The 24,996-nt window shown below is 65.0% G+C and carries 19 protein-coding genes and 1 tRNA gene; 13 read left to right on the top strand and 7 right to left on the bottom strand.

Annotation, left to right across the window (positions count from 1 at the left end; translation table 11 throughout):
* Positions 1 to 70 precede the first annotated feature (70 nt).
* Positions 71 to 436 carry a YraN family protein gene (locus tag B6V74_RS07015; RefSeq protein WP_075774103.1) on the bottom strand — a complete coding sequence of 122 codons (366 nt, stop codon included), beginning with the start codon at positions 434 to 436 and terminating at the stop codon, positions 71 to 73.
* Positions 433 to 1,284: a 16S rRNA (cytidine(1402)-2'-O)-methyltransferase gene (rsmI, locus tag B6V74_RS07010; protein ID WP_075774331.1), complete on the bottom strand. Its 852-nt coding sequence runs from the start codon at positions 1,282 to 1,284 to the stop codon at positions 433 to 435. Before rsmI ends, B6V74_RS07015 begins: the two co-directional genes overlap by 4 nt.
* 188 nt (positions 1,285 to 1,472) lie before the next feature.
* Here rsmI and B6V74_RS07005 point away from each other — a divergent pair, with 188 nt between their 5' ends.
* The 3 genes from B6V74_RS07005 to murJ are packed head-to-tail and all read left to right on the top strand — an operon-like array spanning position 1,473 to position 7,024.
* Entirely contained in the window at positions 1,473 to 2,648 is a 1,176-nt protein-coding gene (locus B6V74_RS07005; RefSeq protein ID WP_075774102.1) for a penicillin-binding protein activator, read from the top strand.
* 58 nt (positions 2,649 to 2,706) lie between these two features.
* On the top strand, positions 2,707 to 5,469 hold the full coding sequence (locus tag B6V74_RS07000) for a [protein-PII] uridylyltransferase (RefSeq protein ID WP_088719629.1): 2,763 nt from the start codon (positions 2,707 to 2,709) through the stop codon (positions 5,467 to 5,469).
* Position 5,470: 1 nt separating this feature from the next.
* Positions 5,471 to 7,024 carry a murein biosynthesis integral membrane protein MurJ gene (murJ, locus tag B6V74_RS06995; RefSeq protein ID WP_075774100.1) on the top strand — a complete coding sequence of 518 codons (1,554 nt, stop codon included), beginning with the start codon at positions 5,471 to 5,473 and terminating at the stop codon, positions 7,022 to 7,024.
* Between the two features lie 163 nt (positions 7,025 to 7,187).
* Here murJ and B6V74_RS06990 read toward each other — a convergent pair whose 3' ends face one another.
* Positions 7,188 to 7,874, bottom strand: a complete 687-nt coding sequence (locus tag B6V74_RS06990) for a rhomboid family intramembrane serine protease (RefSeq protein WP_088722369.1) — start codon at positions 7,872 to 7,874, stop codon at positions 7,188 to 7,190.
* Between the two features lie 127 nt (positions 7,875 to 8,001).
* Between B6V74_RS06990 and trpS the strand changes: the two genes are divergently transcribed.
* The 5 genes from trpS (at position 8,002) to B6V74_RS06965 (ending at position 13,973) form a co-directional block, all read left to right on the top strand.
* The gene (gene trpS / locus B6V74_RS06985) at positions 8,002 to 9,042 is read left to right on the top strand and encodes a tryptophan--tRNA ligase (protein WP_088719627.1); all 1,041 of its coding nucleotides are present in this window, start codon (positions 8,002 to 8,004) and stop codon (positions 9,040 to 9,042) included.
* A gap of 282 nt (positions 9,043 to 9,324) precedes the next feature.
* On the top strand, positions 9,325 to 10,023 hold the full coding sequence (locus B6V74_RS06980; RefSeq protein WP_075774097.1) for a type 1 glutamine amidotransferase: 699 nt from the start codon (positions 9,325 to 9,327) through the stop codon (positions 10,021 to 10,023).
* A 12-nt stretch (positions 10,024 to 10,035) separates the two neighbouring features.
* A complete protein-coding gene (locus tag B6V74_RS06975; RefSeq protein ID WP_088719768.1) occupies positions 10,036 to 11,391 on the top strand; it encodes a glutamine synthetase family protein in 1,356 nt (451 codons plus the stop codon).
* 4 nt (positions 11,392 to 11,395) lie between these two features.
* On the top strand, positions 11,396 to 12,697 hold the full coding sequence (locus B6V74_RS06970; RefSeq protein ID WP_088722368.1) for an FAD-binding oxidoreductase: 1,302 nt from the start codon (positions 11,396 to 11,398) through the stop codon (positions 12,695 to 12,697).
* 91 nt (positions 12,698 to 12,788) lie between these two features.
* Positions 12,789 to 13,973, top strand: a complete 1,185-nt coding sequence (locus B6V74_RS06965) for an aminotransferase class I/II-fold pyridoxal phosphate-dependent enzyme (protein ID WP_088722367.1) — start codon at positions 12,789 to 12,791, stop codon at positions 13,971 to 13,973.
* Between the two features lie 72 nt (positions 13,974 to 14,045).
* On the opposite strand, the gene B6V74_RS06960 is transcribed toward B6V74_RS06965, so the two are convergent.
* Both B6V74_RS06960 and rlmB read right to left on the bottom strand, forming a co-directional pair.
* Complete coding sequence (locus B6V74_RS06960; protein ID WP_088719624.1) at positions 14,046 to 14,465, bottom strand: CoA-binding protein; 420 nt, start codon at positions 14,463 to 14,465, stop codon at positions 14,046 to 14,048.
* Between the two features lie 193 nt (positions 14,466 to 14,658).
* Positions 14,659 to 15,432 carry a 23S rRNA (guanosine(2251)-2'-O)-methyltransferase RlmB gene (gene rlmB, locus B6V74_RS06955; RefSeq protein ID WP_088722366.1) on the bottom strand — a complete coding sequence of 258 codons (774 nt, stop codon included), beginning with the start codon at positions 15,430 to 15,432 and terminating at the stop codon, positions 14,659 to 14,661.
* Between the two features lie 128 nt (positions 15,433 to 15,560).
* On the opposite strand from rlmB, the gene B6V74_RS06950 reads away from it, so the two are divergent.
* Positions 15,561 to 15,644: transfer RNA gene (locus B6V74_RS06950), tRNA-Tyr, on the top strand.
* A gap of 78 nt (positions 15,645 to 15,722) precedes the next feature.
* Here the strand turns inward: B6V74_RS06950 and B6V74_RS06945 are convergent.
* Positions 15,723 to 16,028, bottom strand: coding sequence for a hypothetical protein (locus B6V74_RS06945; protein WP_233242987.1), 306 nt, complete (start codon positions 16,026 to 16,028; stop codon positions 15,723 to 15,725).
* Positions 16,029 to 16,196: 168 nt separating this feature from the next.
* Between B6V74_RS06945 and B6V74_RS06940 the strand changes: the two genes are divergently transcribed.
* The 4 genes from B6V74_RS06940 to B6V74_RS06925 all read left to right on the top strand — a co-directional run bounded on the left by B6V74_RS06940 (position 16,197) and on the right by B6V74_RS06925 (position 24,130).
* Positions 16,197 to 17,201 carry a hypothetical protein gene (locus tag B6V74_RS06940; protein ID WP_088722365.1) on the top strand — a complete coding sequence of 335 codons (1,005 nt, stop codon included), beginning with the start codon at positions 16,197 to 16,199 and terminating at the stop codon, positions 17,199 to 17,201.
* A 101-nt stretch (positions 17,202 to 17,302) separates the two neighbouring features.
* Complete coding sequence (locus B6V74_RS06935) at positions 17,303 to 18,586, top strand: O-acetylhomoserine aminocarboxypropyltransferase/cysteine synthase family protein (protein WP_075774091.1); 1,284 nt, start codon at positions 17,303 to 17,305, stop codon at positions 18,584 to 18,586.
* A 218-nt stretch (positions 18,587 to 18,804) separates the two neighbouring features.
* Positions 18,805 to 22,113, top strand: a complete 3,309-nt coding sequence (locus B6V74_RS06930; RefSeq protein ID WP_088722364.1) for a hypothetical protein — start codon at positions 18,805 to 18,807, stop codon at positions 22,111 to 22,113.
* 124 nt (positions 22,114 to 22,237) lie between these two features.
* Entirely contained in the window at positions 22,238 to 24,130 is a 1,893-nt protein-coding gene (locus tag B6V74_RS06925) for a monovalent cation:proton antiporter-2 (CPA2) family protein (protein ID WP_075774089.1), read from the top strand.
* Between the two features lie 88 nt (positions 24,131 to 24,218).
* Here the strand turns inward: B6V74_RS06925 and B6V74_RS06920 are convergent, their stop codons facing one another.
* Positions 24,219 to 24,728 (bottom strand): CarD family transcriptional regulator, encoded by a 510-nt coding sequence (locus B6V74_RS06920; protein ID WP_075774088.1) that lies wholly within the window; start codon positions 24,726 to 24,728, stop codon positions 24,219 to 24,221.
* Between the last annotated feature and the right edge of the window lie 268 nt (positions 24,729 to 24,996).

Genomic DNA, 24,996 nt, shown 5'->3' with positions numbered 1-24,996 from the left:
GCGCCCCCTGTTTCAGTGCAATCTTGATGCAATGTGGCGCGCCCGGATGCAACCTCAACCCATCGGCCGGTCACATTCCGAAATAGGCGTTCTCCAGAACCTTGATCTCCCCGATCTCATTGACCAGCGCGAGATCGAACCGAACCTTGCGATTGCAGTTGGCCGGAGCCGGATGGCGCATCAGGTATTCTTCGACCGAAACGCAGATTCGGCGCATCTGACGTTGCGAAAGACGTTCGGCAGCACGGGCATGGCTGCGCGATTTCTTCACTTCGATGAAGATCAAGGTGTCGCCCTCGCGCGCGATCAAATCGATCTCGCCGCCATATTTGCCGCGCCAGCGATGTTCCGACACCGCGCGGCCTTCTCTCTCGTAATGCAGCATCACCTGTTCTTCGGCGGCGAGACCCGAATGATACGACAGCGATCCACTCATTTCTTCTTCTCCATAGCCAGAGCGGCCTGATAGACCTTGCGTCGCGGCAAACCGGTCGCGCCCACGACGGCATCGACCGCATCGCGAAGCGACTCCCGCTCGAGCGCGGCGCTCAACCGGCGCTCCAGTTCCGCATCATCGACTTCGACCGCGTGCGGCCTGTCGACCACCACCACGATCTCTCCCTTGATCGGCGCATCAGCCACGCCTGCCGCAAGCTCTTCCAGCGTGCCCCGGCGCACCTCTTCGAACCGCTTCGTCAGTTCCCGGCACAGCGCCGCTTGTCTCTCCTTTCCCAGACTATGGGCCGCGTCAGCTAACATTTCCCTAATGCGTTTGGGGCTTTCATAAAAAACCAGTGTCGCGGGAATTTCCTTGAACTCGGCGAGCCAATTCCGCCGCGCGCCTTTACTGTTCGGCGCGAACCCGGCGAAGAGGAAGCGATCCGTCGGCAGGCCCGAGAGCGTCAGCGCCGTCAGCACCGCCGAGGGGCCCGGCGCACTGTAGAGCGGCAGCCCGGCCTCGATCACCGCGCGGCCGAGCTGATAACCGGGGTCGGCGACCAGCGGCGTGCCCGCTTCGGAGGCATAAACCACCGACTTCCCGGCCTCGAGCGCGGCAAGGATTTTCGGCCGCATCGCGGCACCGTTATGGTCATGATAGGCGAGCACCTGGCGCCCGTTGAGCGGTACTCCGTGAATCTCCATCAGGTGCCGCAGGCTGCGGGTATCCTCGGCCGCCAGAACATCGGCGGCGCGCAACATATCTAGGGCGCGCAGCGTGATGTCGCGGGCCGCTCCGATCGGCGTGGCGATGAAATGAAGCCCCGGGCTTAACGGCGCAGGCACCCCCTTGGTTCCGCCATTTTGCGCGTTTGCATCAGATACAACACCCTCGCCCATCGCCCGCCTCATCACTTGTGTGGATCGTTTACTTCACGCCTGCTTGTGCGTAGTCTCGATCGCGTCATCCGATCGCGGTTCGCAGGCTTTGCTTCAGTGCCCGGACCGGACGCCAACGCCCAAAAGGACGTATCATGTTTAATCTCATTCGTAACCCCCGCGCCCTCGCTGCGCGAATCGCAGCCCTCCTTGCTCTGGTCTGGCTCGCGGCCTGTCAGCCGGGGCCGATGGGCAATTCCGGCCAGAAGATCGACAGCAGCGCACCTGTCAAGGTCGCGCTTCTCGTCCCGTCGGGGTCGGGAAATGCGGGCGATGAGACTCTCGCACGGGCTCTGCAGAATGCGGCCAATCTCGCGATCCAGGACCTGAAGGGCACCCGCATTGACCTGCAGGTCTACAACACCGCAGGCAATCCGCAGCAGGCCGCGGCGATGGCGACCAAGGCTGCCGACGAGGGCGCGAAGGTCATCCTCGGCCCCGTCTATGCGCAATCTGCGAATGCGGCGGGTCTCGCGGTGGCCTCGCGCAACATCAACGTGCTTGCGTTTTCGAACAATACCAACGTCGCGGGCGGCAATGTCTTCGTGCTCGGCCCGACCTTCCAGAACACCGCCAACCGCCTCGTGAGCTTCGCCGCGCGTCAGGGCAAGCAGCGGATCATGGTCGTGCATGAGCAGACCACGGCAGGCGAAATCGGCGCGCAGGCGATCCAGACGGCGATCGCACGGTCGGGCGCTTCGCTCGCGGGCGTGGCCTCCTACCCGTTCTCGCAGCAGGGCGTGGTCGATGCGACGCCGCAGATCGCAAGCCGCGTGAAGTCCGGCGACGTCGATGCGCTGTTCCTGACCGCCGATACCGCAGGCGCGCTCCCGCTGCTCACGCAGCTGATGGGCGAGCAGGGAGTGACCCCGCAGACCACGCAATATATCGGCCTGACCCGTTGGGATATCCCGCCGGCGACCCTGTCGCTTCCGGGCACCCAAGGCGGATGGTTCGCCGAGCCCGACCCGGCGCTGCAACAGCAGTTCGTGTCGCGCTACACCGCCGCTTACGGGCAAGCGCCCCACCCGATCGCGGGCCTCGCCTATGACGGGGTCGCGGCGATCGGCGCGCTGGTGAAATCGGGCAATCCGAACGCGCTGACCAAGCAGGGCCTGACCCAGCGTTCGGGCTTCGTGGGCGTCAACGGCGTCTTCCGGCTCCTGCCCGACGGCACCAACGAGCGCGCACTCGCCGTAGCTCAGGTCCGCAACGGGCAGGCGGTCGTGATCGATCCGGCGCCGCGCAACTTCGGCGGTTTCGGCTTCTGATCCGGAGCGCCGCTACAGGAAAGGGCCCGCAAAGGGACGAGATCGCGCAGTGACCAGCATGACAGACACCGCCCCGGCATCGACCGGGGCGCCCCTCCTTCTGGATCAGCAGCGTCTGTTCGACGCGCTTGACGCCGCAACCTCCGGTGCAAGCGATCCCAAGGACATCCGGACCGCGACGGTGAACTTCCTCACCGAGGAGCGCCGCGCCGCTACCGCTGCGATCGAGGCTGATTTCGAGAGGCACCCGCGCGCGGCGCGCGACACGGTCGAAGCCTATGCCCAGATGACGGACGGGATCGTCCGGTCGGTGCTGCGCATCGCGACGACGCGTCTGCATCCAAGCGGCATCCGCACCGAGGCAGAGCGTTTCGCGGTGCTCGCCGTGGGCGGCTATGGCCGCGCCGAGATGGCGCCACATTCCGATGTCGATCTGCTCTTCCTCACCCCTTACAAGGTCACCCCATGGGCCGAGAGCGTCATCGAGTCGATGCTCTACATGCTCTGGGATCTGAAGCTGAAGGTCGGTCATTCGTCTCGGACGCTCGACGATTGCATCCGGCTCGGGCGCGAGGACATCACGATCCGCACCGCACTTCTGGAGCATCGCTGCGTCGGCGGCGACGATAAGCTGGCCGAGGCGCTGTCGCTGCGCCTTCACCACGACCTTTTCGAGGGGACCGAGGCCGAGTTCATCGAGGCCAAGCTTGAGGAACGCTCGCAACGCCACCGCCGGCAGGGCGGGCAGCGCTACGTGCTCGAACCGAACGTGAAAGAGGGCAAGGGGGGCCTGCGCGACCTGCAGACCCTCTACTGGATCGGCAAATACATCCATCATGTGGGCCGCGCCCGCGAATTGATGGAGATCGGGGCATTTTCGCCCGAGGAATACGAGACCTTCCACGAGGCCGAGAATTACCTCTGGGCGGTGCGTTGTCACCTGCATCTGATCTCCGGCCGCGCTTCGGATCAGCTGACCTTCGACATGCAGGTCGAGGTGGCCGAGCGCATGGGCTATCGCGATCTGGCGGGCCGCCGCGCGGTAGAGGTCTTCATGCAGGATTACTTCCGCCACGCGACCGCCGTGGGCGACGTGACCCGCATCTTCCTGACCAAGCTCGAAGCGCAGCACGTCAAAAGCGCGCCGATGCTGACGCGGATTTTCCGCCGGCGACGCAAGCTGAAGGCCCCCTATTGCGAAGAGAACGGACGCATCAACGTGGCCGACGAGAAGGCCTTCCTCTCCGATCCGGTCAACCTGCTGCGCCTCTTCGAAGAGGGGCTGCGCTCGGGGATGCTGATCCACCCTGACGCGATGCGGCTCGTCTCGGCCAATCTCGACCTGATCGACGACAAGGTGCGCACCAATCGCGAGGCGCAGCGTATCTTCCTCGATCTGCTCCTGAAGCACGGCAACCCGGAACGCGCGCTGCGCCGGATGAACGAGCTGGGCGTGCTGGCCGCCTTCATCCCCGAATTCGAGCCGATCGTCGCGATGATGCAGTTCAACATGTATCACAGCTACACCGTGGATGAGCACACGATACAGGTCGTCTCGACGCTGGCACAGATCGAGCGCAAGGAGCTGGTGGAGGATCTGCCGCTCTCGTCGCATATTCTCGAAGAAGGCATCAATCGCAAGGTTCTCTATGTCGCGCTGCTGGTGCATGACATCGGCAAGGGACGCCCCGAAGATCACTCGATCCTCGGCGCGAAGATCGCCCGCAAGGTAGCGCCGCGGCTGGGGTTGAACCCAGAGGAATGCGACACCGTCGAATGGCTGGTGCGCCATCACCTTCTGATGTCCGACGTGGCGCAGAAACGCGACCTGTCGGACCCGCGCACGATCCGCGATTTCGCCAAGCGCGTGAAGTCGCGCAAGCGACTCGACCTGCTGACGGTGCTGACGGTCTGTGACATTCGCGGCGTCGGCCCGAACGTGTGGAACAACTGGAAAGCGACGCTGCTGCGCAAGCTGCATTCCGAGACCGCGATGGCGTTGGAGCACGGGCTGGAAGCGGTCAATCGCGAGCAGCGTACCGACGAGGCCAAACGTGCCCTGCGCGAAGTGCTGGAGGCGCAGGACGACTGGGACAAGACCCGCATCCGCGCCGAGCTCGCCCGCCATTACCCGCCCTACTGGCAGGCGCTCGCCACGGTCAATCACGAGATCTTCGCGCGGCTGCTGCGCGATCTGGGCGATAACGAGATCCGTATCGACCTGCATCCCGATGACGATCACGACGCGACCCGCGTCAGCTTCGCTCTCGCCGATCACCCCGGCATTTTCTCCCGGCTCTCCGGCGCGCTGGCGCTGGTCGGCGCGAACGTGGTCGATGCGCGCACCTATACCTCGAAGGACGGCTACGCGACCGCCGTCTTCTGGGTTCAGGATGCCGAGGGCCATCCCTACGAGGCCTCGAAACTGACCCGCCTGCGCGGGATGATCGAGAAGACGCTGAAAGGCGAGGTCGTCGCCCGCGAGGCGCTCAAGGATCGCGACAAGCTCAAGAAGCGTGAGCGCGAGTTCAAGTTCCCGACCCATATCACCATCGACAACGAGGGATCGGATATCTACACGATCATCGAAGTCGATACCCGCGACCGGCCCGGCCTTCTCTACGACCTGACCCGGGCGCTGGCATCGAACAATATCTCGATCTCCTCGGCGGTGATCGCCACCTATGGCGCGCAGGTCGTGGACAGCTTCTACGTGAAAGACATGTTCGGCCTGAAACTCCATTCCAAATCGCGCCAGGAAGCTCTCGAGAAGAAGCTGATGGACGCGATTGCCTCGGGCGCGAAACGGGCGGGCAACTAATATGAAACCAATCCGGCTGGTGCGCGGCTTCCTCACGGTGGGCGGCTGGACCATGGCGAGCCGCATCCTCGGCTTTGCGCGCGACATGATGATCGCGGCCTATCTCGGTGCAGGCCCGGTGGCGGAGGCCTTCCTCGTGGCCTTCTCGCTACCGAACCTTTTTCGCCGTTTCTTCGCGGAAGGCGCGTTCAACACCGCCTTCATCCCGATCTTCTCGAAGAAGCTGGAGGGCGGCGAGGACGCGCAGGGCTTCGCGCGCGAGGCAATGGGCGGCTTGGCCTCGGTGCTGATCGTGCTGACGCTGGTGGCTTCGGCGGCAATGCCGTGGCTGGTGCTGGCGATGGCCTCGGGCTTCGCGGGCGATGAGCGGTTCGCCATCGCCACGAGCTATGGCAGGATCGCCTTCCCCTATATCCTCTTCATCTCGCTCAGCGCGCTTCTGTCGGGCGTGCTGAACGCCGCCGGTCACTTCGCCGCTGCCGCCGCGGCACCCGTGCTGCTGAACGTCACCTTCGTCATCGCGATGCTGATGGCCGATCAGGCCGGCTGGCCGGTGGGCGATGCGCTGGCCTGGGCCGTGCCCGTCGCGGGCGTGGCGCAACTGGCGCTGGTCTGGGCCGCGGCATGGCGGGCAGGCTACAAGATCGTGCCGAAACGCCCGCGCCTCTCTCCCGACATGAAACGCCTCGTTCGGATCGCGATCCCAGCGATGCTCGCGGGCGGCGTGGTGCAGGTGAACCTGCTGGTGGGCCGTCAGGTCGCCTCGCATTTCGACGGCGCGATCGCGTGGCTGAACTATGCCGATCGGCTCTATCAGTTGCCGCTGGGCGTCGTGGGCATCGCGATCGGCGTGGTTCTGCTGCCCGACCTGTCTCGTCGCTTGCGCGGCGGCGACACGGCCGGCAGCCGCTATTCCTTCTCGCGTGCGGGCGAGTTCGCGCTCCTCTTCACCGTCGGCCCCGCCGTGGCGCTGCTGGTGGCAGCCCAGCCCATCGTCTCGGTCCTGTTCGAGCGCGGCCAGTTCATCCACGAGGACACCATTGCCACGGCCTGGGCCACCGCGATCTACGGCCTCGGCCTGCCCGCCTTCGTGCTGCAAAAGGTTCTGCAGCCCTTGTATTTCGCCCGCGAGAACACGCGCACGCCGTTCAACTACGCGCTCGTCGCGATGGTGGTGAATGCGGTGTTGGCGATCGGGCTGTCCTTCGTGATCGGCTACCTTGCGGCGGCTGTCGGAACGACGCTCGCCGCCTGGGCGATGGTCGCGCAGCTTTGGCTCGGCGCACGCCCGATGGGGGAAGCCGCGAGCTTCGATCACCGTTTCTACCGCCGCCTGCCCCGCATCGTGATCGCGGCGCTGGTGATGGGCGCTGCGATCTGGGCGGTGACCTGGGCGGTGCCCGGCGCATTCGCCGTGCCGGGCCTACGTGCGCTGGCGCTACTGGGGCTCGTGCTGTTCGGGATGGTCGTCTATTTCGGCACGGCCATCGCGATCGGTGCGATGCATATGGCCGATCTGAAAGGTGCGATGCGGCGCGGTCCGGGCGGGGCGTAAGGGCCGCGCCCGACCCTTGGGTGGGCGCTTTAATCCGTCTCTCGCTGGGCGCTTTATCTCTCAAGCCCGAAGGCCGCTAATGCCTGCGCCGACTTCGCCAATGGACCCTCCCGGTGGGAGGGTCGGGCGCGGCCCGGGGCTGGTCGCCCCGAGCCAGGAAGGCTCACCGACGCCGCAGCCGCTGCAAGGTCCGCTGCATCCCACCGGGTGCCACGAAAAAGCTCAGCACGAAGCCCGCGACGAACCCGACGATATCGGCGATCCAGTCGGGCCGCGCGCCGAAGATCATCGCGAAGATCAGCTGAATGCCCATCAGTGCGCCGATCAACGAGAAGGCCCGGAACTGGTTCGCATTTTCCTGCCCCAGTCGCGTCCACAGAATCCATGTGAACGCCCCGATCAGCCCGTAATCACCGGGATAGCCGCCATAGAGCCCGATCTGCGTAAAGGGCAGCGCCGCATAGACAAGCGCGCCAAGGATTGTCGCCCCGAAGAAGACGATCGCCACGGCGAGGCCCGAGAACACCTCGCCCACCATCTTGCCCAGCGCCAAGAGGAATACGAGCACGAAGATCGCCTGAGTCACCGAAGCGTTGACGAACGGATAGGTCAGAATTCGCATCATCTGCTCGGGCGGATATTGCCCGGTCTCAACCATCGCGCGCATCACCTGCGGCGAGAAGGCGAATTTCTGCAGCGCGTCGAGCCGCCAGCCCGCCGCCTGCGCCCCGCCGATCAGCCCCGACTGGCCCATCGCGAAGAACAGCTCCGTCGCGATGATCGGCAGCGCCAGAAGCCAGACCACTGGCGGCAGCGGGTTCATCGGGTGTTCGTCATAGCCGTCGCGCATAATGGTCTCCTGCTCGCGGGCTCAGTTGCGCCCTTTGCGCTTTAGCGATAAGCGAGCGGAGAGCGGATTTCCACCCCGGGAGATCCTCAATGGCGGGCTTCCACCCCCCGCAGATCAGGAGCATCAGATGAGCGAGCAAGCGCAACCCCTCAACGCCAATTTCAAACCGCGGATCTTCTCCGGCATCCAGCCCTCGGGCGGGCTCACGCTGGGCAACTATCTGGGCGCGCTCAAGCGCTTCGCCCAGAAGCAGGACGAAGGAATCGAGACGATCTACTGCCTCGTCGACCTGCACGCGATCACGGTCTGGCAAGAGCCCGAGGCGCTGCGCCGCAACACCCGCGAGGCAGCTGCCGCCTTCATCGCCTCGGGCGTCGACCCGAAACGCTCGATCCTGTTCAACCAATCGCAAGTGTCGGCCCATGCCGAACTGGCCTGGGCGCTGAACTGCGTCGCGCGTTTGGGCTGGATGAACCGGATGACCCAGTTCAAGGACAAGGCGGGCAAGAATGCCGAGAAGGCCTCGCTGGGCCTCTATGCCTATCCCGCCCTGATGGCCGCCGACATCCTGCTATATCACGCGACGATGGTGCCGGTGGGCGAGGATCAGAAGCAGCACGTCGAATTGACCCGCGACATTGCGGCCAAGTTCAACCACGACTACGGGACCGAGTTCTTTCCCTCCCCCGAGCCGCTGATCGAAGGCGCCGCTACCCGGGTGATGTCCCTGCGCGACGGCACCAAGAAGATGTCGAAATCCGACCCCTCGGACGCGAGCCGCATCAACCTGACCGACGATGCCGACACGATCGCCAAGAAGATTCGCAAGGCCGTGACCGACCCCGAGCCCCTGCCCTCCGAGATCGAGGGACTCAAGGACCGAGCCGAGGCGCGCAACCTCGTGAACATCTACGCCGCGCTGGCCGACATGACGCCGACCCAAGTGCTGGGCGAATATGGCGGCGAGGGCTTCGGCAAGTTCAAACCGGCGCTGGCGGAGCTCGCAGTCGCGAAGCTCGCCCCGATCTCGGACGAGATGACCCGGCTGATGAACGACCCTTCCGAGATCGACAATATCTTGGGCGATGGCGCAAACCGGGCCGACGAGATCGCGCAGCCGATCCTGGGCCAGACGCTCGAGATCATGGGAATGATCCGCTCGCGTTAAGCGTCGAGAACGGGGGCTCTGCCTCCGTTGCCGGAGGGCGACAAAACCAAAGGAAGAGGGGGCGCTGCCCCCTCGGGCTATCGCCCTCCCCCCGGGATATTTCGCCCAAGCCGAAACGAATCTTCCTCTTGATGGAAATATCCCGGGGGAGGCGCGCACGCGCCGGGGGCGGAGCCCCCTTCGCGCCTTCCGGTCGCGATCCGGCGAACCAGCAGCGCCCCCTTGCCGCCGCTCACGGCCCGCACTACGCTTCGTCAACAAGAGCTTACGAGCGGACCTCCCATGCGTATCGGCATTCTCCAAACCGGCCAATCCCCCGACGTTCTGCGCGACAAGGCGGGCGATTATCCCGACATGTTCGAAGCCCTGCTCGCCGGGCGCGGCCTCGAATTCCAACGCTACGACGTCGAGCATATGCACTTCCCGAAAGACGTGCATGAATGCGACGGCTGGCTGATCACCGGCTCCCGTCACGGCGCCTACGAGGATCATCCCTTCATCAAGCCACTCGAGACGTTCATCCGCGACGCCCATGCCGAGAAGGTGCCGATGGTTGGCATCTGTTTCGGCCACCAAATCATCGCGCAGGCGCTTGGCGGCAAGGTCGAGAAATTCTCCGGCGGCTGGGCCGTAGGCCCGCAGGATTACGATTTCGGCGGCGAGGTGATCGCACTCAACGCGTGGCATCAGGATCAGGTGACAGAGCTGCCGCCGGGTGCGACACCGATCGCGGGCAATGATTTCTGCGCCTATCCAGCGCTTACCTATGGCGACACGATCTTCACCGTTCAGCCCCATCCCGAGTTTCGCGACGAATTCGTGGAAGGGTTGATGGACACACGCGGGCGCGGCGTCGTGCCCGACGAGTTGATGGAGGCGGCCCGCACGCGGCTGGGCCGGCCCAACGGCGCGCCCCGGATCGCCGAGCGCATCGCCGATTTCTTCCTCAAGACAAGGGTGCCCGCGCACCCGGAAAGCTGACCGATGAGCGACATGAAGGACTGGACCGACCGCATCCCGCAAGCCGCACGCGATTACATCGAGGGTCGGCGTCTCGACGAGGTTGAATGCATTGTCGCCGACATCGCGGGGGTCGCGCGCGGCAAGGCGATGCCCGCGTCGAAATTCAAGTTCCAGGATCGCTTCTTCCTGCCGAACTCGATCTTCCTGCAGACGATCACCGGCGAGTGGACTGACAACCCGTCGGGCGCCTTCACCGAGCCGGACATGATCCTGACGCCCGATTTCTCGACCGCGACGGCCGCGCCATGGACGGCGGACTGGACCTTGCAGATCATCCACGACGTCGAGGACCAGCAGGGCAACCCGGTGCCGATCGCCCCACGCAACGTGCTCAAGCGCGTGCTTTCGCTCTACGAGGCCGAGGGCTGGGTGCCGGTCGTCGCCCCCGAAATGGAATTCTTCCTCGTTGCACGCAATGTGGATCCGAACCAGCCGATCATCCCGCCGATGGGGCGGTCTGGTCGTCGCGCGGCCGCCAAGCAGGCCTATTCGATGTCGGCGGTCGATGAATACGGCAAGGTCATCGACGATATCTACGACTTCGCCGAGCTTCAGGGTTTCGAGATCGACGGCATCTTGCAGGAAGGCGGTGCCGGGCAGATCGAGATCAACCTCGCCCATGGCGACCCGGTCGAACTCGCCGACCAGATCTTCTACTTCAAGCGGCTGATCCGCGAGGCCGCCCTGCGTCAGGATTGCTTTGCCACCTTCATGGCGAAGCCGATCGAGGGCGAGCCGGGCTCGGCCATGCATATCCACCAATCGGTGATCGACACCAAGACCGGCGAGAACATCTTCTCGGACGAGAGGGGCGGCGAGACGGAGGCCTTCCTGCATTGCATCGCGGGGCTTCAGACGCACCTGCCCGCGGTGATCGCGCTGCTGGCGCCCTACGTGAACAGCTATCGCCGCTACGTCCCGGATTTCGCGGCCCCGATCAATCTTGAATGGGGCCGTGACAACCGCACGACGGGCCTGCGCGTGCCGATCTCCGGCCCAGCGGCGCGGCGGATCGAAAACCGTCTCGCGGGAATGGACTGCAACCCCTATCTCGGGCTCGCGGCCTCGCTCGCTTGCGCTTATCTGGGCCTCAAGGAAAAGCAGATGCCGAAGCCCGAATGCCTGGGCGACGCCTATATGTCGGCCGAAGACGTGCCGGTGAATCTGGGCGATGCGCTCGATCTGTTCTCGGAAAGCGCCCCGATCCGCGACGTGCTGGGGCCGGAATTCTGCGCCGTCTACGAGGCCGTGAAGCGCAACGAATACAAGGAGTTCCTACAGGTGATCTCGCCGTGGGAGCGCGAGCACCTGTTGATGAACGTGTGATGCGATGAACCTGCTCTTCGCCAATGACCGCAAGGGCGAGCACGCGCCGAGCTATTACGCGGCGACCGCGCTGACCGACCGGCGCTGGCCCGCGTTGACGGGCCGCCACCGGGCGGATGTCTGCGTGGTGGGCGGCGGCTTCACCGGCCTCTCGGCGGCGCTGCATCTGGCGGAAAAGGGCTATTCTGTGCGGCTGCTCGAGGCCCATCGCGTAGGCTTCGGGGCGTCGGGACGCAATGGCGGGCAGGTGGGCTCGGGCCAGCGGCTGGAGCAGGACGATCTGGAGAAAGCCCACGGCCCCGAAATGGCGCGCAGGCTTTGGGATATCGGAGAGGACGCGAAAGCGCTGATCCGCGACCTGATCGCACGATACGAGATGGACGTGACCTTCCACCCCGGCATCGCCCATGCCTGCCGGACGCAATCCGAGGTCGCGCATTCCCACCACATGGCGGAGAAACTGGCCCGCGATTACGGCTACGATCAGGTGGAGCCGCTCTCCCGCGAGGCGCTGCACGCAATTCTGCCGTCGGAGGCTTATCTTGGCGGCGATATCGACCGGGGCGCAGGGCACCTGCATCCGCTGAACTTCGCCCAGGCCCTGGCGCTCGCTTGCGACAAGGCCGGCGTGGAAATCCACGAGGGCTCGCTCGTCCATCATATCCGTCCCGGCGCGCCGGTGCGCGTGCAGACCGAGCATGGCCATATCGATGCCGATCATCTGATCTTCGCGGCCAATGGCTATCTTGGAAACCTCGCCCCGCGCGTGGCTTCGCATGTGATGCCGATCAACAATTTCATCGTCGCGACAGAGCCGCTGGGCCCGCGCGTGGCCCAAGTGCTGCGCGAGAATATCGCCGTGGCGGACACGAAATTCGTGGTGAATTACTGGCGGCTCTCTGACGATAACCGCCTGCTCTTCGGCGGCGGCGAAAGCTATGGCTACAAGTTCCCCGACATCGTGCAGACCGTGCGCAAGCCGATGCTGGAGGTCTACCCCTCCCTTGCCGATGTAAAGATCGACTACGCTTGGGGCGGCACGCTCGCCATCACCCGCACCCGGATGCCCTATTTCGCGCGGCCTTTGAAAAACGCGCTCTCGGCCAGCGGCTTTTCCGGCCATGGCGTCGCGATGGGCACGATGGCTGGCAAGATCATGGCCGAGGCAGTCGCAGGTCAAGCCGAACGCTTCGACCTGATGGCCAGCCTCGACGTGCCGGGCTTCCCGGGAGGATCGCTCCTGCGCAGCCCGCTTCTGGTCGCCGCGATGACGTGGTTCTCGATGCGCGATAAACTTGGAATCTGAGCCGGTCTCGGTTTCGTCATGAAAAGGTCACTGGAGAATTTGCCCCCTGCAGTGTAAGTATTTCTGAAAGTCAGTTTCAGGATATCTTGCCATGCCGCGTGACGGACAGACCGCCCCGAATTGCTACGACGCCGAGGCCATTCCCGAGGCCGCCCGGGCCGAAATCGATCGCCTTCTGACCAGCGGGGACCTGTTCCGCTACACCTCGGAAGAGGCGCCGGTCGCCAAGCTGGAAGCCGAGTTCGCGGAATTCATGGGCGTCAAATACGCCGTGGCGGTGTCATCCTGCTCGCAAGCCCTCTTCCTGTCGATGAAGGCGCTCGACCTGCCGCGCGGCGCGCGCGTGCTGGTCCCGGCCTTCACCTTCGCTGCCGTCCCTTCCGCCATCGTCCACGCCGATTGCGTCCCGGTTCTGGTCGAAGTCGGCTCCAATTTCCGCATCGACCTCGACGATTTCCGCGCGAAATTCGACGACAGCATCGACGCGGTGCTAATCTCTCACATGCGCGGCCACACCTCCGATATGGACGTGATCATGGAACTGGCAGCCGAGAAGGACGTGCCGGTGATCGAGGACGCGGCGCACTCGCTCGGAACGCTCTGGAACGGCAAGAAGATCGGCACCATCGGCAAGATCGGCTGCCTCTCCTTCCAGTCCTACAAGCTGATCAACGCGGGCGAAGGCGGCATCCTGCTGACCGACGATCCGGAGCTCGCCGCCCGCGCGGTCATCATGTCGGGCGCCTATGAGCATAATTGGAAGAAGCATCCCGGCCTGCAGAACAGCTTCCATCACTGGCAGAACAAGCTGCCGCTATACAATTGCCGGATGCAGAACCTCTCCGCCGCCGTCATCCGCCCGCAGATCGCGGAAGTGGAGCGCCGCGTGAACGATGGTCGCGCCAACCACGACTATGTAGCGGAGCGGCTGAACACGAGCGACTGGCTCGACGTGCCGCCGCCGCTCGGGCCCGAAACCCGCGCCCCGGATTCGCTGCAGTTCAACCTCGCGGGCGATTGGTCGGATGACGAAGCCCGCAAGATGCAATCGGAAGCGAAAGCGCGCGGCGTCAGCGTGCAGGTCTTCGGCCTCAGCCAAGACAATGCGCGCGCCTTCTGGAACTGGCAGTTCCTCGGCGACGTGCCGGAGCTTCCGAAAACCCGAGAGATGCTGATGCGCGCTTGCGATACGCGCTTGCCCGCGCGGCTCAAGCAGCCCGATCTCGATTACATCGCCGATGCGATTCTCGAGGCCGTCAAAGCCGTGAAGGGCTGATCCGGTCTTCTCCTTGATCGAAATATCCCGGGGGCAAGGCCGTCAGGCCGAGGGGGCAGAGCCCCCCTCGCCTTACCCGACCATCACGCGGGGATAGTCGATCTTCGGGCAACGGTTCATCACGACTTTCACCCCCTGCCCTCGGGCTTTCTCGGCGGCAGCGTCATGCGACACGCCAAGCTGCATCCAGATCGTCTTGAGATGGGGCAGATGCGCCAGCGCCTCGTCCACGACCTCCGGCACCGCCTCGGAACGGCGGAACACGTCGACCATATCCACCGCGATCTCGTCGGGGATCGCGCCGAGATCGGCATAGACCGTCTCGCCCAGCAGCTGCTGCCCCGCGAGCCCAGGATTGACCGGGATCACACGATACCCCTTGGATTGCAGAAACCGCGCCACTTCGTAAGAGGGGCGCTCCGGCTTGTGGGACATGCCGACCACGGCGATGATCTTGGTACTTTCCAGAATGTCGCGAATCTCGTCTTGCATCTGAAACCTCTCCTTTGTCGCAGCCCTCTAAGAAAAATGCGCCCAAGCCTTGAAGGCTGGGCGCAACAGTGGCGGAACGAGGGACAGTGAACTAGAGACGCAGCGGTTCCGAAGCTGCGCCTCAGACATCGAGATAGGAACGCATCCCGCCGCTTTTAAGGTCCAGGCCCTCATGATCGCGATTTTGTGACCATTACCGACTTGCGGATGCATAAAGAGACACCGCGGCGGCATTCGACACGTTGAGCGAACCGAATTCGCCCGCGAAGGGGATTCGCACCAGACGGTCGCAGGTCTCGCGGGTCTTCTCGCGCAGGCCCGGTCCCTCGGCGCCCAAAACGAGCGCCACCGGCTCCATTCCCGCCTCGGACAGCCCGTCTTCGAGCGACATCTTCGCCTCGCCCGCAAGCCCGATCAGCCGGAAGCCCATCTGGCGAAGCTCCTCCATCGCGTCGGAGAGGTTCTTCACCCGCAGATAGGGCTGACGCTCGAGCGCGCCGGAGGCGGTTTTCGCGAGTGCGCCGGTTTCGGGTGCGGAATGGCGATGCGGCGCGATCACGGCGGCCGCGCCGAACACCTCGGCCGAGCGCAGGATGGCGCCGACGTTATGCGGATCGGTGACGCGGTCGAGCAGCACCACACGGCGCGCCCCGAAGCAGACATCCTTCAGCGCGCCCCAATCGAGCGGCTTCACCTCGAGCGCCGCGCCCTGATGGACGGAGTCGGTCGAGATCGGCACGAACTTGTCGAACTTGCGGACATCGACGATCTCGGGCTCCATGCCCGACGCCTTGATCGCCTCGGCCAGTTTGTCGGCGGCGTTCTTCGAACAGACCAACCGCAGACGCTCGCGCATCGGGTTCTGCAGCGCATCGCGCACCGCATGCAGGCCGAAGAGCCACACGGTCTCGGCGGCCGCAGCGCGCTTGGCGCGTTCCTTATCGATCACCCAGGTTGGCTTTTTCATCGCGGGTCTCCTTTGGCCCCTACCTGCGCGGAATGACCTCGTTTGGCAAGCTCTGATCCGGAGCGCGATTTTTCGGCAAACTCTCTCTTGACGCCCCCCGCCCCCTTTTGTATCTCCCGCCCAGCGTCGGGTGACGTGCTGCAAGGTGCGGCAGCGGACTGTAACTCCGCCGGGGCGACCCACGCCTGGTTCGATTCCAGGGTCACCCACCACTTCCCCTTTCAGGAACTGGTGACACGCGGCTCCCACGGGGGGCCGCTGTGTTGAATAACGCCCATTCGTTGCGCCGTTTATTGCAGCACCGCCTTGCGGCTGAACCGTGCTTCTTCCGAACTGCCATCGTCATAGATCAGCTTCACCCGTACCTCGGAGACCGAGCCCTGCGGCTGGCTGACATATACATTGTCGCCCGAGATCGCGTTGGGCTGGGCTGCGCCCTCGTGGCATTTCTCCATCTTGAACGATTTGGTGGGCGGCGCACCATTGAAACCGTAGCGAATCTCGCTCAGCCCGCAGCGCCACGCCAGAAGATGGGTGAAGTAGACCAGATCCTTGCCACCGTATTCCCGGATCGCGACCCAGGAGTCGCGGGTCATGCCGAGAATCGGGCGCACTTCGGCAGCGGTGGTAAAATTCTGCGCGTTCGCGGGGCCGCTCAATGCGACACCACACAGCGCCAACGCGGCTAACTTGCTTATCCGTATCACCTTTTACCCCTGAACTTTCTCGCTATACTGCGCTCAAATCCTCCGACAGGCGGCAGTATGGCGGCGAACGACCGGACTTCACAACCCTACAACATCTTCTGTGTTGCACAGGCGGGACGGCTGGAATTCGAAGCGATTCTGTTCGTATTGAGTTTCCGCGCCGCCAATCCGGACTTCGCTGGGCGCTTGCTGATCGCCGAGCCGCAACCCGGCCCGCGCTGGTCCGAGGAGACGCGGATCTCCGGTCCGGTCCGGGCGCTGCTCGAAGAGGTCGGCGCCGAGATCGCGCCCTTCGAGTCGAAGGTCTTCGGCCAGTCCTACCCCCATGGCAACAAGATCGAGGCGCTCGCCGCCCTGCCCGCGGGGATGCCCTTCGTATTCTTCGACACCGATACGGTTTTTACCGGGCCGCTGTCGCAGGTCGGTTTCGACTTCGACCGTCCATCAGCCTCGATGCGCCGCACCGGCACCTGGCCCGAGCCGCCGCTTTACGGTCCGGGCTATACCGGCATCTGGAAGTCGCTCTACGACAAATTCGGGCTGGACGGGTTCGAGGAGACGCTCGATCTGAGCCAGCCGGACGAATACTGGCAGCGCTACATGTATTTCAACGCAGGCTGGTTCTTCGGTCCCGACCCGGCGGAGTTCGGCGACCGTTTCCTGCGCTACGCCCGCGACATCCGCGACGAGACGCCGGATGAGCTGGCCTGCCAATCGCTCGATCCGTGGCTCGATCAGGTTGCGCTGCCGCTGGTGATCCATTCCTTCGGCGGCGGGCGCCCGGGACCCGAGCTCGATGGGCTCGACGGCGATGTCAGCAGTCATTACCGCGCGCTGCCATTGATGTACGCGCGCGAGAGCGACACCGTGATCGACACCGTCGAAGAACTGACGTCCCCGAACAGGGTCAAGAAAGTGCTGAAGGCTTACGAGCCTGCCAAGAAGCTGATTTATCAGGGTAAGGGCCGGAAGCTGCGCGGGATCATCGCGGAGGAAGGCATGCCACGGCACGAGAAGGCGCTGCGTAACCGGATCAAGCGCGCGAAGCTCTGGATGCGCTGAGTCGCGCGGTCCTTCTCTGGCCTCTTATCACCGAAAACGAATGTGTTTGTCGGCCTCTCCCGGTGCCGCTAACGTCTCGGCAAGAAAAGAGGAGCCCCGATATGTCCGACTACGCATTCGACACCCTGCAAATCCACGCCGCGGCCGATCCCGATCCCGCGACGGGCGCGGTCCAGGTGCCGATCTACCAAACCACATCCTACGCCTTCAAAGACGCCGACCACGCGGCGCGCCTGTTCAATCTCGAGGAAGTCGGCTTCATCTATTCGCGCCTGACCAACCCGACGGTGATGAAGCTGGCCGAACGTGTCGCGGCCCTTGAAGGCGCGGCAGGCGGCGTGACCTGTTCCTCGGGTCATGCGGCGCAGATCATGGCGCTCTTCCCGCTGATGGGGCCGGGCCTGAATATCGTGGCCTCGACGCGGCTCTATGGCGGCTCGATCACCCAGTTCAGCCACACGATCAAGCGCTTCGGCTGGTCCTGCACCTTCGTCGATTTCGACGATCTCGACGCGTTGGAAGCGGCTGTGGACGAGAACACCCGCGCGATCTTCTGCGAGTCGATCTCGAATCCGGGCGGCTACATCACCGACCTTCCGGCGGTGGCGAAACTGGCCGACAAGGTCGGCCTGCCGCTGATCGTCGACAACACGCTGGCCACCCCCTACCTGTGCCGCCCGATCGAGCATGGCGCGACCCTCGTCGTTCACTCGCTGACGAAATACATGACCGGCAACGGCACCGTCACCGGCGGCTGCGTCGTCGATAGCGGCAAGTTCGACTGGTCCGCCTCGGGCAAGTTCCCGTCGCTGAGCGAACCCGAGCCTGCCTATCACGGGCTGAAATTCCACGAGGCGCTGGGGCCCATGGCCTTCACCTTCCACTCGATCGCGGTCGGGCTGCGTGATCTCGGCATGACGATGAACCCGCAAGGCGCGCATTACACGCTGATGGGGATCGAGACGCTGAGCCTGCGGATGGACAAGCACAACGCCAACGCCAAAGCGATTGCCGAATGGCTCGAGAAGGACCCGCGCATCGACTACGTCACCTATGCGGGGCTGGAGAGCTCGCCGTGGCATGAGCGTATGAAGACCGTCTCGCCGAAGGGCGCGGGCGGGCTGTTCACCGTCGCGGTCAAAGGCGGCTACGACGCCTGCGTGAAGCTGGTGAACAATCTCAAACTGTTCAGCCATGTCGCCAATCTTGGCGATGCGCGCTCGCTGATCATCCACTCGGCTTCAACCACGCACCGCCAGCTGACCGAAGCCCAGCAGATCGCCGCAGGGGCCGCGCCGAACGTGGTGCGCCTGTCGATCGGGATCGAGAATGCGGACGACCTTATCGCCGATCTCGATCAGGCGCTGAGCGCCGCAACCAGCTGATAACACAGATGGCGCGCCGCGATGTCGGCGCGCCATCCATGACCGCGGATTGCATTTCCGATATTTCTTGCGTCGCTCCCCGCGTCTGCGCCGTTGAAACGGTGGAAAACCGGCAAATGCCCGCTCCGTCCCCGTCGCGGCGCTTTTCAGAAGATCGAATCTCCTTTACCAAGATGTGAACACTTGGACCGGACCGCCCCGAGGCGCGCGCAGCACCCATGAAACCCGATTTTGCATTGATCCTCTCGCATGATGGCATCGCTCTGGTGCACCGCGCGAAAGAGGGCTGGACGCTTCTGGGCGAGGCCGCGCTCGAAGGGGACGACCCGATGGCCGAGGTCGCGGCCCTGCGCGACAAGGCCCGGGCGCAGGCTCCGCGCGGCTTCACTTCGAAGCTCGTGCTGCCGGATACGCAGATTCTCTATACCGCGATCTACGCGCCCGGTCCCAGCCCGGCGCAGCGCAAGAAACAGATCGAAGCAGCGCTGGAAGGCATGACGCCCTACCCCGTCAGCGAGCTGGTCTATGATTTCGCGGGCCCCGGCCAGACCGTGCAGGTCGCCGTGATCGCACGCGAGACATTGAAGGAAGCCGAGAGTTTCGCGCAGGAGAACGGCTTCAACCCGGTCAGTTTCGTGGCCGCCCCCGAACCCGGCGACTTCCCCGGCGAGCCGCAATTCGGCCTGACCTCGTCGGTCGCGCAGTACATTCCCGAAGGTGCGCATGTCGAGCCCGACAAATCCGCGCTGATCGTGGCTGTCGATCTGTCCGAGGAGGCACGCGAGACGCCGGCGGAGGCCGTTCCGTCAGAAGCCCCGGAGACGGAATCCGCCGAGGTGGAAACCGCCGCTGCGCAGAGCGACATGGCGGAGCTCTCCGACGACAGCGCAGTCTCGGAAACCGAACTGGCAGAATTGAGCGCGCTGGATCAGCCGGCGAGAGCGGAGGCCACGGCGGAAGAGGCTGATCTCACGCTGCCGGACGAGCCGGGCGAATTCTCCGAGTTGCTCGATACGGCGGGCGCCGAGCCCGACGCGCAGCAAGGCGCGCCGAGCGAGGACACGCCCGCTGCGGCAAGCCCCGCCGCCAAGGCCGCCGAAGCGGTGGCGGCGGGCGAAGTCGCACCCGAGGAAACCGAGGCTGCGGATGCGGTCGAATTTGCCGAGGGCGAGCCGGATGGCGCGCTCTCCGACGACGCGGAGGCGGATAGCGCCGAGGAAACCTCGGACGCAGCCCTCGCCGCTGCTGGCCTTTCGGCCGCACCGGCCTTGCCGACCGCCGCGGAGGCCGATGCCAAACCTGAGGAGGTGGCGCACGACGCGGAGAGCGACCAATCCGAGGCTCTCGAAAGCGACGAGGACGACGACGATCTGCCGAAATCCGACGCCAGCGTTATCGCCGCCGCCTTCGCTTCGCGCCGCGACCACGCGGCGACGGTGACCGTGAACGACACGCCACCGCGGCTCGGCGGGGCCACGCGGCTCAGCCCGATGCCCGATCGCAGCAAGATCGCATCGGGCGACGCCAAGATCACCGCGCCCACGCTCGATTTCGACGAGCCCGATCCGCGTTTCACGCCGAAAGAACCGCAGAAAACCGGGGCGAAAGCGGGCAAGGCTACAGCCCCCTCGGCGCGCACGGGGATCGGCGGGACGACCGCGCTCGGCGCGAAATCCGCGACCTCGTTGCTGCGCGAGGAGGCGAAGGACGGGCCGGATGCGAGCACCGCCACCCCGGCGCCGATCGTCGAGCGTACGAGCGACAAGACTGTTTTCGGCGGCACCAAGCGGTCGACGACTGGCGGCAAGCCGCGCCATCTCGGGCTGATGCTCACCGGCGCGCTGGTGCTGGTACTGGCGATCATCGCGCTCTGGACCACACTGCTCGACGATCCCGCACCGGTCGATGCGCCGGTGGACGCCATCGCCGAAGCGCCCGCCCCGGCTGCGGGTGACGCGCCAGAGCAGACCGCCCTTGCGCCGGCCACTCCTGACGTGGCGGCCCCCGAGGCAACGCAATCCGACGCTCAGGCTCAGGCCAACCAATCCGCTCCTCAAGACGAGCAAGTCGCGGCGCTCGCCCCGGCTGATGCGCAACCCGCCCCGTCGGAACAAAGCGACGCGGTCACCACGGCCGCGCCCGCCACCGCCGCGCCAGCGCAGGATCAGGCGCCCACGCAGAGCGGCGCCGACGCACAGCCCTCTGACACGCAGCCTGCCGATACGGCTGCGGCAGAGCCGCCCGCCGACGCACAGGCGACCGCTTCGGACATCACGGCGTCGGACACGGTGGACACCGCCCCCGACACCATGCTCAATTCGCAGGCAGAGACTCCGGACGCCACGGCCGACACGCAAACAGACGTTGCGGCAAACGACACGACCGCCAGCGAAACCGCACAAAGCGACGCGACCGAAGCTCCCGCAACCGAGGCGCAGACCGCGTCGCCTGCGCCGCCGCCCGCAGAGCTTCCGGCCTTCACCGCGACGCCGCTCGCCCCGCCGAGCGCCGATACGCTGCAGAGCGACACGCAGCCCCCAGACACCCCGCCTGTCACGCCGACGGAGGACGGAGTGGAAATGCCGGGCGGCTTCACGCTTTACGCGGGCGCGCCCGCCGTCACTCCAGGCCCCCGCCCCGAAGCCGTCGCGCAGGCCTATGCCGCGACCCAGCCGATCACGCCGGAAGGCACGCTCGGCGCGATCCCGTCGCTGTCGGGCTTCCGCCCCGCGGACAAGCCCGCCAACCTCACCGGCGCAACCGCAGCGCCAAATGAGACCGATCCCGCCACGCAGGCTGATCCGAACGATCAAGGCGCGCTCGACCCGGCGCTTCAGCCCAATCCCGAACTCCAGACGACGCGCCCGACGGCTCGCCCCGACGCGGTGACCAAGCTCGCCACGACGCAGGCGCCCGCCTCGGAATCCGCAGCGGTCGCGAACCCTGAACTCGCAGCACTGCGGCCACCGCGTCGTCCCGCATCGATCCAGGAATCGGTCGCCGCCGCCGTGCAGGCGCAAGATGAAGCCGTCGCCGAGAACGCCGATCCCTTCGCCGGCGCGACCGCTCTGGCGGTGGCGCGCTCCGCCGTCCCGCCGACGAAACCGCGTAACTTCTCGCGTTCCGTCGAGAACGCCCTTGCCGCTGCGATCGCCGCCGAGCCCGCGCAAACGGTCGCCGCCGCTGCCGCGCGCGCCCCGGTCGCCACACCCGTGCCCGACCCGCGGCCCGCCGATCTCGACGAGCCGGAACCCACTGCCGCGCCGACGCGCCTGCCGACCTCTGCCTCCGTCGCCAGACAAGCGACCGAGAAGAACGTCATCAACCTGCGCAAGATCAACCTGATCGGGCTTTACGGCTCCTCGTCGAACCGCCGCGCCCTCGTGCGGCTCTCGAACGGGCGCTTCGTCAAAGTGGGGGTGGGCGACCGGCTGGATGGCGGGCGGGTGACGCAGATCGGCTCCAATGCGCTGACCTACAAGAAAGGGTCGCGCAGCCTGACGCTGAAGCTGCTGCAAGAGGGCTAAACGCGCGCGGCGTAATCATTCGCGACCTTGAACCCTTGCGCACGGTCTGCGCTGGATTACGCTGGGACGTAGACGCGTCGCGCCCCTCCCCCTCCCGCGCACCGCCCAAGGAAACAAGCCGCCGATGGAAAGCTTTCTCTTTCAAGCCACGTTGTACCTGCTCGCGATGGTGATCGCAGTGCCGCTGGCCACCCGTGCCGGCCTTGGCTCTGTGCTGGGCTACCTGATCGCGGGCATCCTGATCGGCCCGGTCACTGGGCTCTCCGGCGCCGAGATGACCGACCTGCAGCATTTCGCCGAGTTCGGCGTGGTGATGATGCTGTTCCTGATCGGACTGGAGCTGGAGCCGCGTGCGCTATGGGCGATGCGCGACAAGCTGATCGGTCTCGGCGGGTTGCAGGTGCTGGTCACGATGATCCTCGTCACCGCGATCGTGATGACGATGGGCGAGGATTTCCGTGTCTCGCTCGCGATCGGGATGACGCTGTCACTGTCCTCGACGGCGATCGTGTTGCAGACTCTCAACGAGAAGCGACTGATGCAGACGGCGGGCGGGCGGTCCTCCTTCGCGGTGCTGCTGACGCAGGATATCGCGGTAATCCCGATGCTGGCGCTGATGCCGCTTCTGGCCCTGCCCGGCGCGCGGGCGGTGGCGAAGGCTGGGCACGGCGATCACGTCGTGGCGCGCGTGATCGACTCGTTGCCCGCCTGGGGCGTCACGGTGATCACGCTGGCCGCGGTCGCCTTCACCGTGCTGATCGGGCATTACCTAGTGCGCCCGCTGTTCCGGTTCGTGCAAGGCGCAAGGCTGCGCGAGGTGAACACGGCGATGGCGCTGCTGATCGTGGTGGGCATCGCGAGCCTGATGAACCTCGTGGGCCTCTCGCCCGCGCTCGGGACTTTTCTCGCCGGGGTCGTGCTGGCCGACAGCGAGTTCAAGCACGAGATGGAATCCGATATCGAGCCCTTCAAGGGCCTGCTGATGGGCCTGTTCTTCATCACCGTGGGCGCGGGCATCAATTTCGACGTCATCACCGCGCAGCCCGCGAATATCTTCGCGCTGGTCTTCCTGCTGGTCGCGCTGAAATCGGCCGTGCTTTACGGGCTGTCGGTGCTGTTCAAGATCCGCGGGCCGGATCGTTCGCTGTTCACGCTGAGTCTCGCGCAGGCTGGCGAATTCGGCTTCGTGCTGGTCTCCTTCGCGGTCGGCCAACGGATTTTGCCGAATGCCTTGGCCGAGAAGCTTCTGGTGGTGATCGCGCTGTCGATGCTCATCACGCCCTTGCTGTTCATCCTGCACGAGCAGATCGGCCTCAGGCTGCGCAAGCCCCCGGGCCCCGACCCGGACGCGATCGACGAGCAGCAGCCGATCATCATCGCAGGCGTGGGCCGTTTCGGGCAGGTGGTGAACCGTCTGGTGACGATGTCCGGCATGCGCACGACCGTTCTGGACGCCGATCTCAAGACGATCCAGCTGATGCGAACCTTCGGCTTCAAGGGCTATTTCGGGGATCCGACGCGCCCCGACCTGCTCGCCGCGGCCGGCATCAATCAGGCGCGGGTGCTGGTCGCAGCGCTCGACGGGCGCGAACAGACCACGAAGCTCGTGGCCTATGCGCGCCGCATCCGGCCCGACCTTCACATTGTCGCCCGCGCGCGCGACCGGACGCATGTGTTCGATCTGTATCGAGCCGGCGCGAATGACATCGTGCGCGAGATGTTCGACAGCTCCCTGCGCGCCGGGCGGTATGTGCTCGAGAACGCAGGACTGTCGGCCTTCGAAGCCTCGGAGCTGGAGAAACTGTTCTTCAAGCTCGACCGGGCCGCCGTGCGCGACCTGGCGCAGGTCTGGAAGCCGGGCGTGCCGGTCGAACAGAACGCCGAGTACATCGCGCGCACGAAGGAGCTCAACGCAGAGCTGGAAGCCGCAATGATGGAGCAGTTCCGCCGCCGCGGCGAGCGCGACGAAAGCGATCGCGAGGCCCCGGGCAACGAAAAGACCGGGCCGGAAGCGTGATCGCGGGCAACGGCTCCCCTGCCCTTCGCCCATGAAAAAACGCGAGGCTCGCAAGCCTCGCGTTGGAAAAGTTCCGCGTGTGTCGGGATCAGGCGGCGCGACCGACCAGAACCTCGTCGACGGTTTTCGCGGCACGCTCTTCGTCGGTGCCCGAAACGGCGGCCACTTCGCGGGTCAGACGCTCGAGCGCGGCTTCATAAAGCTGGCGCTCCGAGTAGGACTGCTCGCGCTGATCGTCGCTGCGGTGCAGGTCGCGCACCACTTCAGCGATCGCGAGCAGGTCGCCCGAATTGATTTTCTGTTCGTATTCCTGCGCACGGCGCGACCACATCGCCCGCTTGACCTTGGCCTTACCCTTGAGGGTCTCGAGGGCCTTGGTCACCATGTCGGGCGAAGACAGGCTGCGCATCCCGACTTCGGTCGCCTTGTGCGTCGGCACGCGGAGGGTCATCTTGTCCTTCTCGAAGGAGATCACGAAAAGCTCGAGCTTGAGCCCGGCGATTTCCTGTTCTTCGATGGACATGATCTTCCCTACGCCATGCGCCGGGTAGACGACGAAATCGTTGGGGCGGAATTCGGTCTTCTTGGTTTTGGTCATGCGGTTCGTTTCCTTGCAGCCGGTCACGAACCCCGGTATCCAGCGAGCATACGACGCCCACGGGGCTCTCTAGCTCCGCGTTCGTCAGTCAGTCACGAGATCTCTTTTGCGGGCGAGCGGGCGACGCAAAAGGTGGGGTCGAACTCATTTGTGACAGTAATATAGCAAGAATCGCATGAATTTCAAAGCGCGTAACTGTCGCGCATATGTAATATGATGCGTTTTCAAAGAGTTACGCAGGGGATTTTGACAAAATGCCGCAGCGTAA

The organism is Thioclava sp. F42-5 (genome assembly GCF_002213195.1).
Lineage (GTDB): Bacteria > Pseudomonadota > Alphaproteobacteria > Rhodobacterales > Rhodobacteraceae > Thioclava > Thioclava nitratireducens.
This window is presented reverse-complemented; position numbering and strand designations above follow the sequence as displayed.

Coding starts and splice junctions, on each gene's coding strand:
- B6V74_RS07015 (WP_075774103.1), bottom strand. CDS start 436: ATGAGTGGATCGCTGTCGTATCATTCGGGTCTCGCCGCCGAAGAACAG.
- B6V74_RS07005 (WP_075774102.1), top strand. CDS start 1,473: ATGTTTAATCTCATTCGTAACCCCCGCGCCCTCGCTGCGCGAATCGCA.
- B6V74_RS07000 (WP_088719629.1), top strand. CDS start 2,707: ATGACAGACACCGCCCCGGCATCGACCGGGGCGCCCCTCCTTCTGGAT.
- murJ (WP_075774100.1), top strand. CDS start 5,471: ATGAAACCAATCCGGCTGGTGCGCGGCTTCCTCACGGTGGGCGGCTGG.
- B6V74_RS06990 (WP_088722369.1), bottom strand. CDS start 7,874: ATGCGCGACGGCTATGACGAACACCCGATGAACCCGCTGCCGCCAGTG.
- trpS (WP_088719627.1), top strand. CDS start 8,002: ATGAGCGAGCAAGCGCAACCCCTCAACGCCAATTTCAAACCGCGGATC.
- B6V74_RS06980 (WP_075774097.1), top strand. CDS start 9,325: ATGCGTATCGGCATTCTCCAAACCGGCCAATCCCCCGACGTTCTGCGC.
- B6V74_RS06975 (WP_088719768.1), top strand. CDS start 10,036: ATGAAGGACTGGACCGACCGCATCCCGCAAGCCGCACGCGATTACATC.
- B6V74_RS06970 (WP_088722368.1), top strand. CDS start 11,396: ATGAACCTGCTCTTCGCCAATGACCGCAAGGGCGAGCACGCGCCGAGC.
- B6V74_RS06965 (WP_088722367.1), top strand. CDS start 12,789: ATGCCGCGTGACGGACAGACCGCCCCGAATTGCTACGACGCCGAGGCC.
- B6V74_RS06960 (WP_088719624.1), bottom strand. CDS start 14,465: ATGCAAGACGAGATTCGCGACATTCTGGAAAGTACCAAGATCATCGCC.
- rlmB (WP_088722366.1), bottom strand. CDS start 15,432: ATGAAAAAGCCAACCTGGGTGATCGATAAGGAACGCGCCAAGCGCGCT.
- B6V74_RS06945 (WP_233242987.1), bottom strand. CDS start 16,028: ATGACCCGCGACTCCTGGGTCGCGATCCGGGAATACGGTGGCAAGGAT.
- B6V74_RS06940 (WP_088722365.1), top strand. CDS start 16,197: ATGGCGGCGAACGACCGGACTTCACAACCCTACAACATCTTCTGTGTT.
- B6V74_RS06935 (WP_075774091.1), top strand. CDS start 17,303: ATGTCCGACTACGCATTCGACACCCTGCAAATCCACGCCGCGGCCGAT.
- B6V74_RS06930 (WP_088722364.1), top strand. CDS start 18,805: ATGAAACCCGATTTTGCATTGATCCTCTCGCATGATGGCATCGCTCTG.
- B6V74_RS06925 (WP_075774089.1), top strand. CDS start 22,238: ATGGAAAGCTTTCTCTTTCAAGCCACGTTGTACCTGCTCGCGATGGTG.
- B6V74_RS06920 (WP_075774088.1), bottom strand. CDS start 24,728: ATGACCAAAACCAAGAAGACCGAATTCCGCCCCAACGATTTCGTCGTC.